This is a genomic window from Vibrio sp. 1-Bac 57 (genome assembly GCF_037546855.1).
GTDB lineage: Bacteria > Pseudomonadota > Gammaproteobacteria > Enterobacterales > Psychromonadaceae > Psychromonas.
Window position 1 is genome coordinate 59,383 of the sequence record NZ_JALAAC010000019.1, and the last position, 18,453, is coordinate 77,835.

At 35.1% G+C, this 18,453-nt stretch carries 15 protein-coding genes; 11 read left to right on the forward strand and 4 right to left on the reverse strand.

Going from position 1 to position 18,453, the window contains the following annotated elements:
• The first annotated feature begins 26 nt into the window (after positions 1-26).
• Both MT391_RS13155 and MT391_RS13160 read left to right on the forward strand, forming a co-directional pair.
• Positions 27-3,221: an ABC transporter substrate binding protein gene (locus MT391_RS13155; RefSeq protein ID WP_499498441.1), complete on the forward strand. Its 3,195-nt coding sequence runs from the start codon at positions 27-29 to the stop codon at positions 3,219-3,221.
• On the forward strand, positions 3,221-3,973 hold the full coding sequence (locus MT391_RS13160) for a class I SAM-dependent methyltransferase (RefSeq protein WP_166372366.1): 753 nt from the start codon (positions 3,221-3,223) through the stop codon (positions 3,971-3,973). Before MT391_RS13155 ends, MT391_RS13160 begins: the two co-directional genes overlap by 1 nt.
• 680 nt (positions 3,974-4,653) lie before the next feature.
• Here the strand turns inward: MT391_RS13160 and epd are convergent.
• A complete protein-coding gene (gene epd, locus MT391_RS13165; protein WP_499498443.1) occupies positions 4,654-5,679 on the reverse strand; it encodes an erythrose-4-phosphate dehydrogenase in 1,026 nt (341 codons plus the stop codon).
• A gap of 370 nt (positions 5,680-6,049) precedes the next feature.
• Here epd and MT391_RS13170 point away from each other — a divergent pair, with 370 nt between their 5' ends.
• Positions 6,050-6,952 (forward strand): LysR family transcriptional regulator, encoded by a 903-nt coding sequence (locus MT391_RS13170; RefSeq protein WP_499498445.1) that lies wholly within the window; start codon positions 6,050-6,052, stop codon positions 6,950-6,952.
• An 89-nt stretch (positions 6,953-7,041) separates the two neighbouring features.
• On the opposite strand, the gene ppsR is transcribed toward MT391_RS13170, so the two are convergent.
• From ppsR to MT391_RS13185, 3 genes are all read right to left on the reverse strand, one after another.
• Positions 7,042-7,860: a posphoenolpyruvate synthetase regulatory kinase/phosphorylase PpsR gene (ppsR, locus tag MT391_RS13175; RefSeq protein WP_499498447.1), complete on the reverse strand. Its 819-nt coding sequence runs from the start codon at positions 7,858-7,860 to the stop codon at positions 7,042-7,044.
• Positions 7,861-7,899: 39 nt separating this feature from the next.
• Complete coding sequence (pdxJ, locus tag MT391_RS13180) at positions 7,900-8,640, reverse strand: pyridoxine 5'-phosphate synthase (RefSeq protein WP_299661441.1); 741 nt, start codon at positions 8,638-8,640, stop codon at positions 7,900-7,902.
• A 121-nt stretch (positions 8,641-8,761) separates the two neighbouring features.
• Positions 8,762-9,232 carry a universal stress protein gene (locus tag MT391_RS13185; RefSeq protein ID WP_499498449.1) on the reverse strand — a complete coding sequence of 157 codons (471 nt, stop codon included), beginning with the start codon at positions 9,230-9,232 and terminating at the stop codon, positions 8,762-8,764.
• A 603-nt stretch (positions 9,233-9,835) separates the two neighbouring features.
• Between MT391_RS13185 and cuyA the strand changes: the two genes are divergently transcribed.
• The 8 genes from cuyA to rarD all read left to right on the forward strand — a co-directional run bounded on the left by cuyA (position 9,836) and on the right by rarD (position 18,425).
• Positions 9,836-10,843 carry a D-cysteate sulfo-lyase gene (gene cuyA / locus MT391_RS13190; RefSeq protein ID WP_499498451.1) on the forward strand — a complete coding sequence of 336 codons (1,008 nt, stop codon included), beginning with the start codon at positions 9,836-9,838 and terminating at the stop codon, positions 10,841-10,843.
• A gap of 389 nt (positions 10,844-11,232) precedes the next feature.
• Complete coding sequence (gene hisD, locus MT391_RS13195) at positions 11,233-12,567, forward strand: histidinol dehydrogenase (protein WP_499498453.1); 1,335 nt, start codon at positions 11,233-11,235, stop codon at positions 12,565-12,567.
• Positions 12,560-13,753: a DegT/DnrJ/EryC1/StrS family aminotransferase gene (locus MT391_RS13200; protein WP_499498454.1), complete on the forward strand. Its 1,194-nt coding sequence runs from the start codon at positions 12,560-12,562 to the stop codon at positions 13,751-13,753. The genes hisD and MT391_RS13200 overlap by 8 nt, the downstream gene beginning before the upstream one ends.
• A complete protein-coding gene (gene cuyB, locus MT391_RS13205; RefSeq protein ID WP_499498456.1) occupies positions 13,746-14,447 on the forward strand; it encodes a cysteate racemase in 702 nt (233 codons plus the stop codon). The genes MT391_RS13200 and cuyB overlap by 8 nt, the downstream gene beginning before the upstream one ends.
• A gap of 105 nt (positions 14,448-14,552) precedes the next feature.
• Positions 14,553-15,545 carry a TRAP transporter substrate-binding protein gene (locus tag MT391_RS13210; protein ID WP_499498458.1) on the forward strand — a complete coding sequence of 331 codons (993 nt, stop codon included), beginning with the start codon at positions 14,553-14,555 and terminating at the stop codon, positions 15,543-15,545.
• 94 nt (positions 15,546-15,639) lie between these two features.
• Positions 15,640-16,077, forward strand: coding sequence for a TRAP transporter small permease (locus MT391_RS13215; protein WP_499498460.1), 438 nt, complete (start codon positions 15,640-15,642; stop codon positions 16,075-16,077).
• A gap of 39 nt (positions 16,078-16,116) precedes the next feature.
• Complete coding sequence (locus MT391_RS13220; protein ID WP_499498462.1) at positions 16,117-17,457, forward strand: TRAP transporter large permease; 1,341 nt, start codon at positions 16,117-16,119, stop codon at positions 17,455-17,457.
• 47 nt (positions 17,458-17,504) lie between these two features.
• Complete coding sequence (rarD, locus tag MT391_RS13225) at positions 17,505-18,425, forward strand: EamA family transporter RarD (RefSeq protein ID WP_499498464.1); 921 nt, start codon at positions 17,505-17,507, stop codon at positions 18,423-18,425.
• Positions 18,426-18,453 lie beyond the last annotated feature (28 nt).

Sequence of the window (18,453 nt, forward strand, 5' to 3'; positions counted from 1 at the left end):
TCATATATTTTGATTTGGAAATTATATTGACGTTCTTTAAAGCTACCTTTGAAAAAATCATGTTTGTGGGCATTTTCTTATGCTCATGTGTTTATGCTGATAATGCGCTTTCTAGTGAAGTTTTAGTATTGCATTCAGGTTATCAAGGTAATGAACAAACCCGTGAAATTCAAAAGGGCATTGAAGATAAATTTAAAGATAGCAATATTTCTTTGTATGTATCATACCTTGATAGCAACCAAGTGATGGGAGAGCAAGCCCTGATACAGCAAGTCGATTTTTTATCTAGAAAGTTTGATACCAGAAATTTTGATGCGATTATCGTTAGTGGTGAAAATGCATTAAAGCTAGTACAACAATACGGGGAAAGGTTATTTGTTAACACGCCCATTGTTTTTACTGGTATTAAAAATAGCGATACTTCACTACCCGCTTTTACACACAAAATCTCTGCGATTGTAGAATCAGAAAATATTTTTGAAACAATGCGCCTATCTACACAATTATTTCCGCTAACAACGGATATCTACCTTATTACTGGCCGTACGCTTGCTCGTCAAATCTCTGAACAAGATATTCAACAATTATCACTACGGTTAGAACCCACCCTAAACATTCTTAATAACGAGAGTGAAACATCTTTATTAAATAAAATTAATAATATCGCTAGCGACTCTGTGATTATATTTGATGACTTTTCTCGTGATAAAGACGGCTTCTTTATTAATCGCACTGAAGTTTTAAAAGCAATAACAGCTACGGCAAGAGTGCCATTATTTGTTATTAACCAACATGATTTGATGGAAGGCGTCATTGGTGGTGTAGTGACAAGTGGCTTTGCACAAGGTCAAGCCGCTGCTGATAAAGTATTGCAAATAAAACTCGGTGCTAAGATAGAACATTTACCCGTCCAAGTTATTTTGAGTAATAAGTATATTATTCAATATCCAGAGCTATTACGTTGGGGATTACAGGAAAGTGATGTCCCGATTGGCTATCGTATTATTAATAAAAAAGAGAATAAATATAAAGCAGATTTTAGTTTGTTAACCCTATCATTTATTATCCTTAGCTTTCTTTGTCTATTTTTTTGGGGATGGCGTAAATATTTAAAGTTAGTACAGAATACTGCTTTAGTTGAAACTAAACACGATCGCGTCATCAATATTTTTAATATCTCCTACGATTTTATTTTTATGCTTGATTTGGTTGGTGAAATTAAAATGGTCAACCAAACTGCTTTAGACTTTGTACAAATGCAAGAAGGGGAAGTGACGGGAAGCCTCTTATGGGACACTCTTTGGTGGCAAAATGATGCTGAGAGTAAGAAAAAATTAAAGTCTGCCATGGGGCAAGCAAGGGTTGGTAAAACAGCGCGTTTTGAATGTGGATTAATTGATAAAAATAAATTAAAGCATGCTTTCGATGTGTTTATTCAACCGGTAAAAAATGAAGTATTACATGGCAACGAAACAACCTCAATTATTGTAGAAGCTAGGGACATTAGTGGTATTAAAGCGGTTGAAGAGGAAGTTGAAAAAGCGAACAAGCGTTCTAACTTATTATTAGATGAAAGTCCTTCGATGTTGTTAATGCTCAATGCCCAAGGGTTAATTTTATCCTGTAATAAATTTGGCTGTAATTTGTTAGGTTATTATGACGGTGAATTAATTGGCCGTAACCTCGTTACCCTGTATTCAGAATTAGTAAACCTCACCGATTTAAAAGATTACCTAGCAGAATGTGAAGAACAAGAAGGCATGTTGTTATCTCGTGAAGTATCTTATTCGACAAAGAATGGCCGTAAAATTTGGATCAATGAACGTGTACGAAAAATCGATGGTCATGATCAATACTTTTTAGTGTGTGAAAATATCACTGAGCGCTATGAACTGTCTAAAGAGTTAAATTATCGTGCATCACATGACTATTTAACTGGATTGAAAAATAGATTGTTTTTTGAAAGTCAATTAGACAAAAACTTAGATAAAATAGACACGCATAAATCACCTTGTTGTTTGATGTATTTGGATATGGATAAATTCAAAATTATCAACGATACCTGCGGGCATCACGCCGGCGATGAAGTATTAAGACAAATTGCGACTATTCTCAATGAAAGTGTTCCTGCTAACGCAATGGTTGCTCGATTAGGTGGTGACGAGTTTGCTATTATTTTTCCTCAAACCGAACTTGACGTTGCTAATAAATCGGCAGAAAAGATAATCTCAGCAATCGGCAAACATTATTTTTTATGGGAAGGTAATCATTTCTCATTAGGAGTTAGTATTGGGCTTGCTGAGTTTACAGAACTTGGTCGTGGTGGTGTACATGCATTAAGTTGTGTTGATAGCGCATGTTATACCGCAAAACAATCTGGACGAAATAGGATCCATATCTACGAAGAAGATAAACAGGAAGAACTTCGTCGTGAAGAGGTCGTGTGGGTTAATAAAGTACAAGATGCGTTACGAGATGAGTCTCGATTTTGTCTTTACGCTCAGTTGATCAAGCCTGTGAGTGGCAGCGACGATTACCTACATTATGAAATATTAACTCGGATGATAGACGAAAATGGTGAACTTGCTCCGCCTGCAAAATTTATCCCGATAGCTGAGAGTTACAATCTAGCTGATAAAATCGATATGATTATTATCACTAAAACCATTAACTGGTTAAAAAATCATCCTGAGCATGTATTTAAATTAAATATGTGTTCTATTAATTTATCTGGTCAGTCACTCGGTGATCCAAAGTTTATTGAAGATCTTGTAACGCTATTAAGTCATTCATCACTACCGTTGGAAAAACTTTGTTTTGAAATCACAGAAACCGTGGCAATAGGCAACTTTAGTAATGCAGCTAAATTAATTAATTCATTAAAAAAATTAGGTTGTAAGTTAGCATTAGATGACTTTGGTACTGGCTTATCGTCATTTGGTTATCTTAAACGGTTGAATGTTGATTACCTGAAAATAGATGGGGTGTTTGTTAAAGACATGGCAAATGATGAACAGGATTTTGGTATTGTTAAAACGATCCATGAATTGAGTCATTTGTTTGGTAAAAAAACCATCGCTGAATATGTAGAGAGTGAAGATATTATCGAAAAATTAAATGAAATTGGTGTTGATTTTGCGCAGGGCTACCACTTAGGCAAACCTGTGCCTATTGATATGATGGCGTTATTATCAGAGTCATTGTATGAGGATGATTTTTAATGGATATCACATTAGTCTGTAACGAGAATATTCTTGCACCTAAAGCAAAAAAATTACGTGAAAAGTGGGGCTTTGTAGCGCTTAAAAGTGAATCATTTCAATTACGCTTATTGCCTGAGTATTTAGCACTTGAGCAATTAGATGACAAACAACAAGGGTTAGTCTTTGTTGACTTTGCTTCTGGCGCTGTTGCGCACCGTAGAAAATTTGGCGGTGGTAAAGGACAATCAATTGCAAAAGCGATAGGCATGAAAGCAGGTGTTACATTACATGTTATTGACGCGACAGCAGGCTTAGGTAGAGATGCCTTTGTATTGGCATCTTTGGGCTGTAAAGTCGATATGGTAGAGCGTTCGCCAGTTGCTGCTGCTTTATTGGAAGACGGTTTGGAGCGCGCTTATTTAGATGCTGAAATTGGCGAGTGGATGCAACAACGTATGCGCTTAACCCATGCCAGCGGATACGAGTATTTACAACAACATAAAGCAGATGTTGTGTACTTAGATCCTATGTTCCCTCATAAAAAGAAATCTGCACTCGTCAAAAAAGAGATGCGCGTTTTCCAGGGCGTAGTCGGTGCTGATTTAGATGCCGATGATTTATTAGATGTTGCCTTAGCAGCTGCTAAATATAGAGTAGTGGTGAAGCGTCCTGACTATGCACCGTTTTTGAATGACAAAAAACCAAGTATGAGCATTAAGACAAAAAAAAATAGATTCGATGTCTATGTCAAACAAGCCATTGGTCGCTAGTACAGGTTCATAGGTTGGATTTTAAGAAATATTGTCGCACAACCATACTTTGACATAAAACAACCATAACTGTTGTAGTCAATTAAATTTGGCTACATGGTTTAGGCATTTAACTCACTATTGGGGCGTTATTGACTTCGCTTCTTGGCTCCGTTTAGGATACATGCCGACTTAGTAAATTTTAGACTGTTTCTTTATAAAGCTATTCGATTTTGGCTAAGTCTGACACCGTACATCTACTTTCAATATTCTCTTATCTTCTTCACTGGTGCTGAAAAATCATCTTTGCAATTGTCGATATAATTGTATCGTGGTAAAAGCATAGAAATTGAAATCATTGTTAAAGTATTAAATCCGGTAGCTAACGACCCAATTAAATATTTATAGCCATGATATTTCAGGCTGTAAAGTTGGTAAGGAAAACTAGCGCCAAGATGATCGACATTAAATTGAGCTTTCAATAGATTAACTTCGTTAACTCTCTATCGCTAGAATGATTAAAGACATTATTTTTTGATAGTTATCCTACATTTAGATTTCAAAACCACTTCGATTGTTTTTATTTTCCTTCTCCTACAAGCCCGAGTTCAAATACCAGTGCAGTTTCCCTCTAAAGTGAGCATAAAATAGGATTATTTTGAATAGAAAAATAATAACGATATTAGAGTTGGGTTATATTTTTACTTATTATCTATTACTAAACTTAAAACGTATTGTGTTGTATCTAATAAACGGTTAGCAAACCCCCATTCATTATCACACCAAATTAATAATTTCACTAAGTGTTCATCACTAACTCGTGTTTGTGTACCATCTATAATACAAGAGCGAGGATCATGGTTAAAATCAATTGAAACTAAAGGTGCATTGGTATAACCCATAATACCTTTCAACTTAGTCTCTGAATAAAGTTTTAAGCAATTATTAATTTCTTCTACTGTTACCGTGTTGGTTACTTTTATACTTAAGTCCATTGCAGTTACATTAAGAGTGGGAACGCGTACTGCAATAGCTTCAAATTTATTTGAAAATTTTGGCAGTATACGCTCAATTCCAGCTGCTAATTTAGTGTCTACTGGAATAATAGAGTGGCTAGCTGCACGAGTTCGACGTAAATCACTATGATAAGCATCAATCACAGGTTGGTCATTCATGGATGAATGAATAGTGGTAATGGTCCCGCATTTTATATTAAATGTTTTATCAAGCGTGTCTATGACTGGTACGATGCAATTTGTAGTGCACGATGCCCCTGAAATAAATGTTTCTTTTCCTGTGAGTTGTTGATGGTTTACACCATAAACGACTGTAGCATCAACATCGGTACTCGCAGGATGTGAAAATATTACCTTTTTTGCACCGCTTTCAAGATGTGCTTGTGCATCAGACTTTGTACCATAAATTCCAGTGCAATCAATGACTACGTCAATACCGTAATATTCCCAAGGCAAATCGCTTATTAATTGATGGTTAACTAACGTAATAGTATCTTCATTAATAATTAATTTATTCTCTTTTAATCGCACAGGGTAAAGGAATCGACCATGTGTAGAGTCGTACTGAGTTAAATGCGCAATTGCTTCAGGGGAAGCTAGTTCATTAATAACAACAATCCTAATCTGCTCTTGGCGATTACTTTCATACAATGCACGTAAAATGCTACGTCCGATCCGTCCATACCCGTTAATAGCGACTCTGATTGTCATAATATAAATACCTTAAACTGTATTAAAAAAATGAAACATCTTTTTTATTCTTCGGATCATTTGTTTGCTTATTACTTAACTTCACCTTGTGAGCTTTAATGATGGTCTCAGCGTTTTTACAAATTCACTGTTACCACAAATTTAAGTAAGCCATTTGATTTTATTTTCTTAGCATAATGGAATCTGAGAGAAAGAAGATAATGCTATTTGATACTTAGAAGGTTACTTTTAAGCAATTTCTCTTTTTATATTAATAAGATGAATGAATATAAAGCGGAATAATAATGACAATCATATTTTCGTCACAAATAAAAAAATAGCTGGATGGTAGCATCAATAAATTAGATTCACTTTACGATGGGGTTATAAATTGGAATTGAAATGGATAGAAGACTTCCTATGTTTGTCGCAGTATGGAAGTTTTGTTAAAGCCGCCAAATCAAGGTGTGTCACCCAACCTGCTTTTAGCCGAAGAATCAAAGCATTGGAAGAATGGGTAGGTGTTCCCCTAATCAATAGAGAGACTTATCCTTCTACTTTCACAAAAGCCGGAACTTGTTTTTTAAAACATGCTGCTAATTTAAAAAAAGAAATTGAAGAAGCAAGAAAAGGAACGCAAGAAGTAGCATTAAATAAATTAAATTCCCTGACCTTCCATACACAACATGCTCTTTCTGAGTATGTTGTAAATAAAATGTCGACGGATAATCCTGATATATTCGAAAACTTACTTATTCATGTCATAGCAGATAATTTACATAATTCAGCAATGAATTTTTTAGATAAAAAATCCAGTTACCTCGTTGGTTTATCTTTTAAAACACCTAGGCTGGAACTTCCTTCTCCTAATATTCAATCAGCGGTAATCGGAACCGAAAGTTTAATTCCAATTGTCGGTATTGATAATAATGGAGATGCTTTTTATCAAGATAATGCAGGTGATATAGTGCCATTATTGAGTTACCCCTCTGATGCTTTTTTAGCTCAGGTAATTGAAACTAATAATGCAATGTCTCAAGCCAGTTGTGAGTTTCAAACTGTTTACATTAACTCTATTTCCAATTCATTAAAATCCATGGCACTTTCAGGAAGAGGAGTTGCATGGTTGCCATTAGGATTGGTTAAAGATGAGATTAAATCTGGAAAGTTAAAGATATTTTCTAAAAAAATAAAACCTATAGATGCAAAAATTAAAATATTTAGTTTTCCCACAGAAGATCCGACACCAGATAAATTGATGTTATGGGAGAAGTTAACATCAATCAAATTATGAGCAATAAATAGATAACCTATACCCGTTATCTTCCAAGATGTAAAAGTCAGCTAGACGTGGGGGAATCTATTGATTTGCTCTTACATTATTTAATATTTATAACGGTGTAAGCCTGTCTCCAATAATATTTTTGCAGTTATCTCTTCGACAGATAATTTAGTTGTGTTAATAAAGGGTATTTTAGATTTTTTATAGAGTTTCTCTACCTCCCTTATTTCCATTCGACACTGTTGAGGAGAGGCATACTTGCTATTAGATAATCTACTGTTTCTTATGTCTATTAATCTTTGAGGATCTATTGTAAGCCCAAATAATTTCTTTTTATGACGCTTTAAAAAATCAGGTAATTTTAAATCTTCCATATCATCATCAGTGAAGGGGTAATTTGCAGCCTTTACGCCGTATTGTAATGCTAAATATAAAGAGCTTGGTGTTTTACCTGATCTAGAAACGCCTACCAAAATAACATCAGCAAGATCGTAGTTGGTAACATTAGAACCATCATCATTGCCCAGCGCATAATTTACAGCATCAATACGCCTATCATAGCTATTTTCATGAATACTATGAATCCCTTGTGTTCTCGATGCGACCGTTTTAGCTTTTACGCCTAACTGCTCTTCAATAGGCGAGACGAAAGGCTCTAAGAAATTATAAAAAATTCCATTGCAATCACTAAAAACTTCTCTTAAATCTGGATTTGAAAACGTGTGAAATATTAAAGGTAATTCACCTGAATGAATGAATTCTTTGTTTATTTGTTCTTTAACATTATTGGCTTTTTCAATATTTTCAACAAATGGAATAGTGAAGTGCACAAAGTCTATGGGGAAAAGAGACAATAGCGCATGACCAAAAACCTCAGATGTAATGGCTGTCCCATCAGAAATATAAAATGCAGCTCTCATTTTTTCTCTTATTATTTTTGTGAAAATTAGTTAATTAGGTTAATTATTGCTATTACGACCTTCAATCATTAAACGTTTCATTTCGACCACCGCAGCTGAGAAACCATCAATTAAAGAACGTGCAACAATAGCATGACCAATATTAAGTTCGATTATTTCAGGTAGTGCAGCAATTGGTTTTACATTATGATAATTCAAACCATGCCCTGCATTTACTTTAATACCAGATTGGTTAGCATAGGTCGCAGCTTTAGCAACGCGGTCAAGTTCTTGTTGTTGTAAAAGATCAGTTTCTGCATCAGCATATTTTCCGGTATGTAATTCAATATAGGCAGCACCGGTTTTAATGGCCGCATCTATTTGTTGTATTTCAGGGTCTATAAATAACGAAACTTGAATGCCAGCTGCATTTAATCGATTTACGATTTTTTCAATTTTAATAAATGATCCAAAAACGTCTAATCCTCCTTCTGTTGTTAACTCTTCTCGTTTTTCTGGTACCAAACAAACAAATTTTGGCTTCGTTTTAATAGCTATATCCACCATTTCTTCAGTAACAGCCATCTCTAAATTCATTCGAGTCTGCAGTGTATGTGCTAATACACTTACGTCTCGGTCATTAATATGTCGACGATCTTCGCGTAAATGAACTGTAATACCGTCTGCACCAGAAGATTCTGCTATCGATGCTAGATGCACAGGTTCTGGGTAAAGGGTTCCACGCGCATTGCGCAAAGTTGCAACATGATCAATATTGACGCCAAGCAGAATTCTACTCATTGTTAAACTTTCCTCTGTTATTAATATAAATATATAGTTATATGATTAGGATGCACATATTTTAAATTAATCACTTAAAAGTCAATGATCTAATTGTTGAAATAAAATGGTTTATGAAGCGTTAGCCATCTGTAGGCACGACAAAAACGGCACGTCCAGAATGTTTGATTACCTTTCGTGTTGTCGCGCTAGAACGTCCAAATTTATTATGTGACCCCATCACTATAATATCTGCATTTAATTTATTTGCTTGCTCAACAATTGCGTAACGACTAAAACCCTTTACCACTATCTGCTCAATTTCAGGAAGGTTTTTTCCAGCCATTTCGTCTTGATAGAAATCTGCCAATCGTTGTTTCATCGTATTTTTAGTTTCTTGATTTGCTACATTTTGAATTTTTTGTATATCTTTTTCACTTAAATAGCTCTGTATAGCCATGATATTGCTATCACTTAGGGGTTTGAGTACATGTAACATAATTAATTTAGCTTGATACACATTAGCTAAGTCGATTGCATGTTGAAATACTCCACGAGTGTGGTTGCTTAGTGAAGTCGCGTATAAAATAGTTTTAACACTTGGTATCGTCATTCTATTCTCCAATTGAATTTTTAAAATTAAAAGTTGTATAAATATCAGACAGAAAAAGTGATTGCATATATTATTAATACAAAGGATATATTGGATCTTTTACTCATAATGAATCATCTGATTTCAGCGAGTATGCATTAAAAAAATATTTCGAACAATGATGAATAACATTGATTTTTCATTAGGTGTTAAAAATAGAATTGAAACTAAAAAATGAGATCTCAAGCAATAAATTATTTTTATCTTTTTGTTTTTAAAGTTAATTTTTTGTTTTTTTTGTTTTTCATTACTATTTTTTAGCCTAGAATTAATTTGTTTTTTTATAAATATTTAATTTTCATTTTTTAAAAGTAAGTCATTACTCTCTCCCTCAATAAAATGATAAAACCTCAATGTTTATCAATACTTTAATCGATTTATTTGCAATTTTCCTTCCTCTCTTTATTAAGATAAATATCATTATTTACTGATTAACGAAGATTCTCTATGTTAATTAAATGTTATCAAGTTGTTTAAATGTAACTTTCCAGTTACTAAATAGCATTATCTTTGGTGGGGCCAATTACATTAATGTAATTTCTCACCCAATAAGGAGATACAAAAATGCATTTAGCTCGCTTCCCTCGTGTAAATTTAGCTCACTCAAATACACCTTTAGAATTATTAACTAACTTAACTAAAGAATTAGATGGTCCAAACATTTGGATTAAACGTGATGATTGTACAGGACTTGCTGGCGGTGGTAACAAGACTCGTAAGCTTGAATTCTTGATGGCCGATGCCATAAAAGAAGGTGCTGATACAATTATTACGCAAGGTGCTACGCAATCGAACCATGCTCGTCAAACTGCAGCTGCTGCGACGAAGTTGAATATGGATTGTTATGTTCTTCTTGAGGACAGAACTGCAAGTGAAGATCCAGATTACAACTTGAACGGTAATGTGATGTTAGACCAACTATTTGGCGCTACGATGTCAAAATTCCCTGGTGGTACTGACATGAACGCAGCGATGGAAGAAGTTGCTGCAAAATTAGTTGCTGAAGGTAAGAAGCCTTACATTATACCTGGTGGCGGCTCTAATCATATTGGTGCATTAGGTTATGTTACCTGTGCATTAGAAATCCTTCGTCAAAGTAATGAAAGTAACTTAGTTATCGACCATGTAGTGCATGCAACAGGCAGTGCTGGAACACAAGCAGGTCTTGTTACTGGTTTTTCTTTAACTAATAGTCATATCCCCGTGCTTGGAATAGGTGTTCGTGTAGATCAAGCAACCCAAGAAAATAATGTATTTAAACTTGCTGAGCGTACTGCCGCACATCTGGGATGTGAAGGTCAGATTCAACGTAATGAAGTTGTTGCTAATTGTGATTACGTTGGAGAAGGATACGGTGTTCCAGCCGCATCAACTATTGAAGCTATTGAAATGTTTTCTCGATGTGAAGGTATTTTACTTGATCCTGTGTATTCAGGTAAAGGTGGCGCTGGCCTTATCGATTTAATTCGTAAAAAACACTTTAAGAAAGGTGAAAACATTGTTTTTGTTCACACTGGTGGTTCACAAGCTTTATTTGGTTACCGCAACAGTTTTGATTTCACCAATTTTTAAAGCTAAATAAAAGTGAATGAAAAGAATGTGACAAGCCTAGTAGCTAATTTGACTAAAGTAGATATATTCAGCTCATAAAAATTGACTATAACAGATTTTTTTCTATTTTATCATTGGGTTAGCAGTACTTTATCATTAAATAATTATACTGCTCCAGTGATATTAATGGCGTTACTACTAGGAATGTCATTGCATTTCCTAAGTGCTAGTGAGGCTCATTTATAGGATTGATTTTGTCGTTTTTTTAGTTGCTATTTAGATCATCATTAAAAGATGCCTTAACAGTAAGAATTAAGCCGATAATATTGGTTGTAACTGAACCCCTATTTATCGCAACAGTTATTTTACTTTGTATTTTTATATCACGCACATTTATGTAAGGAAAAGAAATGGAATTTATAAAATCAGCTACCAAAAAAAATGATGTAAGTAGTAATGACATTGAGACAAGAGAGATTGTTGAAAGCATGCTCAACAAAATCAACTTAGAGGGTGAGTCAGCAGTAGCTGAGTATGCAAAGAAGTTTGATAATTGGACATCAGATTTTGTCCTGACTGAATCAAAATTACAAGATCTTATAGATTCTGTTCCTCAAAGCGTTAAAGACGATATTGATTTCGCTCATAAGCAAATTAAACGCTTTGCCGAGGCGCAAAGAAATAGTTTAACTGAGTTCGAATTAGAAACTGAAGAAGGTGTAACTCTTGGACAGAAAGTGATGCCAGTGCAAGCTGCTGGTTGTTACGTACCAGGTGGTCGCTATGCTCACGCTGCATCTGCCTTAATGAGTGTTGCTACTGCTAAAGCTGCGGGCGTAGATAAAATTGTTGCTTGTTCTCCACCAAGAGGGAACAGTATTAATCCTGCTGTTGCTTATGCAATGCATGTAGCAGGGGCGAATATTATTCTGGAAATGGGTGGTGTTCATGCTATTGCGACTATGGCCAATGGACTTTTTGGAACAGCAAAAGTAGATATTATTGTCGGGCCAGGCAACGCTTATGTTGCTGAAGCTAAACGCGCTTTATTCGGACCTGTAGGTATTGATGTATTTGCGGGACCAACCGAATCAGCAATCATTGCTGATAAATATGCAGATCCAATGACAATTGCAGTCGATTTAGTGTCTCAAGCCGAGCATGGTATTAACTCCCCTGTATGGTTATTTACAACTTCACGAGAAATTGCTGAAGAAGTACTTGCGATTATGCCATCTGTTATTGCTGATATGCCAAATGCTGATGTTTGTGAAGCTTCATGGCTGGATTACGGGGAAATTATTTACTGTGAAGATAAACAAGAATTAGCAAAAATAAGCGATGAATACGCTTGTGAACATCTGCAAATAATGACTGAAGATCTAGATTGGTGGAAAGATAATTTAAAAAATTACGGTTCTTTATTCTTAGGGGAAGGAAGTACTGTAACGCATGGTGATAAATGCTCAGGCACAAATCATATTTTACCGACTAAATGTGCTGCACGTTATAGTGGTGGCCTTAATGTACAAAAGTTTATGAAAATACTGACCTACCAAAAGCTAACTGAAAAAGCTAACTTGGTGTTTAGTGGGGCTGGTTCTCGTATTTCAAGAACGGAAGGGATGGAAGGGCATGCTCGAGCATGTGATTGGAGACTAAGAAAGTATTTTCCTAATAATGAGTGGAACTTTGATGTTTACGATCAAAAATCTTATTCAAGCCAAGGTGAGAAAAATGCTTAAATTTACTAAATCATTTACACAGCAAGAGCCTATACCGCAAGAGGGTATAGATCTTGCGCTACAAGTTATGTCAACAGGACGATTGCATCGTTATAACGTTGAGCAAGGAGAAAAGAGTTTAACAGATATATTAGAGCTAAATTTTGCTGATTATATGGGGGTTGATAACTGTTTAGCTTGTGCATCTTGTGGTTATGCGTTGCACATTGGTATGCGAAGTGTTGGTGTTACTGTTGGTGATAAAGTACTTTGCAATGCCTTTACACTTGCGCCTGTCCCTGGTGCAATTCACAACACGGGCGCCATTCCTGTATTAGTTGATATTGATGAAAACTTGCGAATAGATCTAGAGGACCTAGAAAAGAAAGCTCAACAAAGTGGTGCTAAGTATTTTCTCCTATCGCATATGCGAGGCCACATTGTAGATATGGATAGAATTTTAGAGATTTGCGCTAAGTTTAATTTAAAGTTGATAGAAGATTGTGCACACACCATGGGCGCAAAGTGGAAGGGTAAGTTGAGTGGAACTTTTGGTGATGTTGCTTGTTTTAGTTCTCAAACTTATAAGCACTTGAATTCTGGTGAAGGTGGTTTATTGATCACTCCACACAAAGAAGTAATAGCCAAAGCGATTATATATTCAGGCTCTTATATGTTGTATGACCGTCATTATGCAGCTCCTGATAAAAGTTATTTCGAAGAAGCTCGCCTGCAAATTCCAAATTACAGTGGCCGTATGGATAACTTGCGAGCAGCTACATTGATCCCGCAATTAAAAACGCTTAATCAACGTTGCAAAGCTTGGAATTTACGATACGAAATCGTATCTGAATTACTAGCAAAAAGTGACAAAATTCGATTAATTCCTCGCCTTCCTGAGGAGGAGTTTGTTGCTAGTTCCATTCAGTTTAGTATGAAAAATTTTTCATACAGTGATGTTGAATCTTTTCTTAATCGTTGTAGTAAAAGAGGTGTTGCGTTGAAGTGGTTTGGCAATCATAGCCCTGATAATTATACAAGTAAGTACGACAGTTGGTCTTACATTGATGATAAGGCGGCACTTATAAACACAGATAAAGTGCTTTCAACATTAATGGATATGCGTTTACCACTTACCTTTAATGAAGTCGATTGTAAGTTAATTGCAAATATCATTATTCAAGAGGCAGAGCAAACTGATGCATAAACAAATGATACCTGGAATTATTGGTGGTATGGGGCCTGAAGCTACAATCGATCTGATGTATAGAATTTATAACAATACACCTGCAACTGAGGATGGAGAACACCTTAGAATACTTATTGATAATAATGCAAAAGTACCTTCAAGAATTAAAGCAATTATTGAAGGTACTGGTGAAAGTCCTGCACCTTGTTTGATTAGTATGGCACAGGGCTTAGTACAGCAAGGTGCTGATTTTTTAGTGATCCCTTGTAATACAGCACATTATTATTTCGATCAAGTATCTGCATCAGTTGATGTACCCGTTGTTAATTTATTAGAAATTACGGCTCAAACATTAAAAAATAATAATATGGTTAAAGTTGGCATATTAGGGTCAACCGCTTTGTCTATTGTTGGATTATATAACCCTGTATTTGAAAAGTTTGGTTTGAATCCTGTTTATCCTGAAGAGCTTTATCAAGATAAGTTAATGGAAGTAATTAAAGCGGTTAAAGCTAAAAATATTACTCAGGAACATTTAAGCCATTTATCTGATTTATTACAACACATGGAAGCTAGAGGGATCGATTGTTTTGCCATTGTTTGTACTGAGCTATCAGTCATTAGAAATAAGATATTACCTAATGTAAAAATTTTTGATGCCTTAGAAATACTAACAGATGAAATTATTAAAAGATCGATGAATAATAATTAAATACTGAAGAAGGATAAATATGGAAAGTGAATAAATAAACAGAGCAAAAAAGGAAGTCTTTTGTAAACAATTATGTACAAACCAAAATTTTTAATGGAGTTTAAAATGACAATTGTAAAAAATCTTATCTTAAGTACAGCAATTTTAGCATCTTTTTCTACTAGTGCAGCACAATGGAAAATTGCAGTTGGCGATGGTGGTGGATCAACTCAAGATGTAATTGCTAAAAAGTTTTCAAATCTTATTAATGCTAAGACCGACGGGAAAATATCAACAGCTATTTTTGTGAACGGGCAATTAGGCTCAGAACAGGCAACCGTTAACGATGTTTCTATGGGGTTTTTAGATATGTCTGTGGTTGGTAGTTCTAATTTAGCATCATTCTCTCCTGCTATTGGTTTATTTACGCTTCCGTATATGTTTCATAACCTTCAAGATGCTAAGAGTGCTCTTGATAGTAAAGTGACGGAACAGATCGAACAAGATATATTAAAACAAGCTAATGTGCGCGTTGTATCATGGACTTACTCTGGATTTCGTCGATTAACGAACTCAGATCATCCCGTTACAAATATGGCTGATTTAGCCGGTTTATCTATTCGGGTTCCTAAAAATAAAGTTATTTTAGATACTTATAAGGCTCTTGGAATAGGCGCAACACCAATATCTTGGACCGAAACATTTACAGCACTTCAACAAGGTGTAGTAGACGGCCAGGAAACACCTTATGCGGCAATCCAGTCAATGAAATTTGGAGAAATCCAACCTTACTTAACAGAAACTCATTATTTATTCCAAATTGAACCCGTTTTAATGTCTGAAAGCTTGTACCAATCACAAAGTGATTCAGTGAAGACTGCAATTAAACAAGCAGGCGAAGAAGCAGAGCTATTTAGCTATAACTACCTGTTAGAAACAGAAGATAAAATTAAACAAAACTTAATCGATACTTACGACATGAAAATTAGCAAGCTTACTGATGAAGATAAGTGGATCGAAAAAGTAAAAAAAGAAGTTTGGCCTAAATATTATTCAGAAGTAGGTGGTAAATCACGGGTCAATGAACTGTTAAAAGTACTTGGTCGTGACGAACTATAAATTAATTATGAATTAAATGCGGGCAGCCATGCCCGTATTTTTATCAAAGAGAGTTGCTATGCTTACATGTCTTTTGAAAAACATAGAAATTTATATGTGTAGATTATTCTTCATTGCTTTTATTTCTATTATTTTATTGCAAATAATTAGTCGCGAAATATTCGAATATTCCATTATATGGAGTGAAGAACTCGCTGTGTATTTATTTGTTTGGTTTGTTTTTTTTGGTTCAAGCATCGCTGTAACCCTAAACAGGCATAACAGAATTGACTTTCAATATAAGTATTTCCATGTGCGATTAGTATTTGTATTAAAAGTACTATCTGAGCTTACCTGGCTAACCTTTAATATATATTTCTTTTATCTCTGCTATGACTTTGTATTTAATCGAATGAACTTATTTTGGACGTCTCAGACTATCGGCATTCCAATGAAGTTTGTATATGTAATTATGCCGTTATCATTTTTGCTGATGACGGTTCGACATGCTCAGATGAATTTTAAAGCAATTTTTGAAGCGTCTCGCTCATAAAATCAGGCTTTATCAATTAAAAGAATTTAAGGAAGTGAAATGATCACTCTGTCTATTACATTTGTACTCTTTACCACATTTTTTGTATTGCTCATAATAGGTGCTCCTATTGCCATTGCACTTGGCGGCGCATCTGTTCTTTCATATTTGTATGTGGGTGATAACCCAGTGAAATTAGTACAATTAGGTTTTAATGCGATCGGATCTTTTCCCCTTATGGCTATTCCTGCTTTTGTCTTCGCTGGGGCAGTAATGGAAGCGGCAGGTATTTCTAAGCGTCTTGTTACTATTGCCGAATCTTTTGCAGGTTCTTTTACTGGAGGTATTGGAGCCTCGACGGTAGTCGCTTGCTTATTTTTTGGTGCGATCTCAGGGTCTGGGCCTGCAACAACAGCCGCCGTTGGTATGCTTATGATACCTGCAATGGTTAAACATAATTATAGTAAAGATTATGCAGCTGCTTTGACATCGGCAACCGGTGGTTTAGGCATTATTATTCCACCATCCATTCCAATGGTTATATTTGGGATTTCTGCTTTGGGGATAACAATACCTTTCGAAGCATTGAATGAATACGGTTCATTTCAAACGATATCAATCAGTAAAATGTTCATCGCTGGTATTATTCCTGGGTTGATTATCTCTTGTAGTTTATTACTTTATAACTACTTCTATTGTAGGAAAAATAAGGTTCCTCGTGCAACGGATGAGTGGTCATTTAATTTAGTCTTCAAAGCATGTAAAGATGGTATCTGGTCTTTAAGTGCACCAATTATTATTCTAGGTGGTATCTACACTGGGTTATTTACACCAACGGAATCTGCAATTGTGACCATATTTTACGTTGTATTTGTTGGGATATTTATTCACAAGGAATTGACTTGGAACAAGATAAAGAAATGTATCGATTCAACTGCATGGTTATCTGGCCGTATTATGTTAATACTTTTAACGGCGACAGCATTTGGTCGGTTATTGGTAGAAAATCAAATTCCCGTTGTTATTGTTGACACATTAACAGCACTAACATCCAGCCAACATATTACTTGGTTGATTATTATTGGTATTTTAATGTTTGTTGGTATGTTCATGGAAACACTGGCTGCCATCATGATTTTAACGCCTGTTCTATTACCGGTCACTTATGCACTAGGAATTGATCCTGTGCACTTTGGTGTAGTGATGATTTGTTGCCTATCTATAGGATTCTCGACTCCTCCACTTGGTGAAAACTTGTTTGTCGCATCTGCAATCGCAGAAACTCCTTTTGAAAAAATAACTGCAAAAGTAATGCCTATGGTCTTAATTTCGACTTTAGCTGTAGTACTTATTGCTTTTGTCCCTTCGTTATCATTATGGCTCCCTAGTTTAATGTATTAAACATATTAGAGCTGATGATTTTGTATTGATAGAGGTTAGTGAGGTAGATGATGGGAAATACTGTATTTAAACTTAATGGTGTATTTGCGCACGTTCTGTCATCTTTTTTTTTTGCACTGATCCCGCTTTATATTCAGTTATTTCCGCAGACTAGTAATTCAAATTTATCAATCGCACAAGGGGATTGGTTAGTAATGCAAAGAGTTATTTGGAGCCTATTTGTCACCATCATTTTTTTACACTTGACGAGAAGGCTTAAGCCTTTGCTTGTAATGATTGTAAATATCAGAAAATGGCCAATATATATCTGTTCTGCAATACTTATTGCCCCGCAATATTGGGTCTTTATATGGGCTCCCTTGAATGGTGAAACCCTGTCTGTAGCATTAGGGTATTTTTCTATGCCACTTGTGATGGTGGCAATAAGCTATTTTATATATAAAGAAAAGTTGTCAAAATTACGCATTTTATCCATTACTGTTGCATTTTTAGGGGTGTTATATGCCTATTTTTTATCTGATGGTATCTCTTGGGTTGTCTTTGTCATTGCTATTGGTTACCCCGTTTATTTCATTTTCAGAAGACATAACCCTGTTCAAGCTGACCTTGGTTTTGCATTAGATAATTTATTTTTGTTACCTTTTATCTTTTTTTTGATTGCACCGTATTACTCTGATCCTGAAATATTTAATTTCTCATTCATTAATTGGTTTTTTTATTTAGGGTTAGGGGGGATAGCTACATTGCCTATGTTGTTGTATTTGTATGCGTATTCTAAATTGACCATCTCTTTATTTGGGTTGTTAGGCTACGTTGAACCCACTCTGCTTTTTATTGTTGCCGTCGTACTTGGGGAAAATATTGTCGAGGCTGATTTTCCTGTTTATATCTGTATTTTTATAGCCGTATTATTATTAGTATTTGACGGTTTGAAGCACTTTAAAAGAGAAAGAAAAGTTTGTATTTAAAATATGTTTAAAGTTGCAAAAGAACTGA

What these genes read in the sequence shown, in the direction of transcription:
- hisD (WP_499498453.1), top strand. Translation starts at nt 11,233, where the DNA reads ATGGAATTTATAAAATCAGCTACCAAAAAAAATGATGTAAGTAGTAAT.
- MT391_RS13215 (WP_499498460.1), top strand. Translation starts at nt 15,640, where the DNA reads ATGTGTAGATTATTCTTCATTGCTTTTATTTCTATTATTTTATTGCAA.
- MT391_RS13200 (WP_499498454.1), top strand. Translation starts at nt 12,560, where the DNA reads ATGCTTAAATTTACTAAATCATTTACACAGCAAGAGCCTATACCGCAA.
- ppsR (WP_499498447.1), bottom strand. Translation starts at nt 7,860, where the DNA reads ATGAGAGCTGCATTTTATATTTCTGATGGGACAGCCATTACATCTGAG.
- MT391_RS13160 (WP_166372366.1), top strand. Translation starts at nt 3,221, where the DNA reads ATGGATATCACATTAGTCTGTAACGAGAATATTCTTGCACCTAAAGCA.
- MT391_RS13185 (WP_499498449.1), bottom strand. Translation starts at nt 9,232, where the DNA reads ATGACGATACCAAGTGTTAAAACTATTTTATACGCGACTTCACTAAGC.
- epd (WP_499498443.1), bottom strand. Translation starts at nt 5,679, where the DNA reads ATGACAATCAGAGTCGCTATTAACGGGTATGGACGGATCGGACGTAGC.
- pdxJ (WP_299661441.1), bottom strand. Translation starts at nt 8,640, where the DNA reads ATGAGTAGAATTCTGCTTGGCGTCAATATTGATCATGTTGCAACTTTG.
- rarD (WP_499498464.1), top strand. Translation starts at nt 17,505, where the DNA reads ATGATGGGAAATACTGTATTTAAACTTAATGGTGTATTTGCGCACGTT.
- cuyB (WP_499498456.1), top strand. Translation starts at nt 13,746, where the DNA reads ATGCATAAACAAATGATACCTGGAATTATTGGTGGTATGGGGCCTGAA.
- cuyA (WP_499498451.1), top strand. Translation starts at nt 9,836, where the DNA reads ATGCATTTAGCTCGCTTCCCTCGTGTAAATTTAGCTCACTCAAATACA.
- MT391_RS13220 (WP_499498462.1), top strand. Translation starts at nt 16,117, where the DNA reads ATGATCACTCTGTCTATTACATTTGTACTCTTTACCACATTTTTTGTA.
- MT391_RS13210 (WP_499498458.1), top strand. Translation starts at nt 14,553, where the DNA reads ATGACAATTGTAAAAAATCTTATCTTAAGTACAGCAATTTTAGCATCT.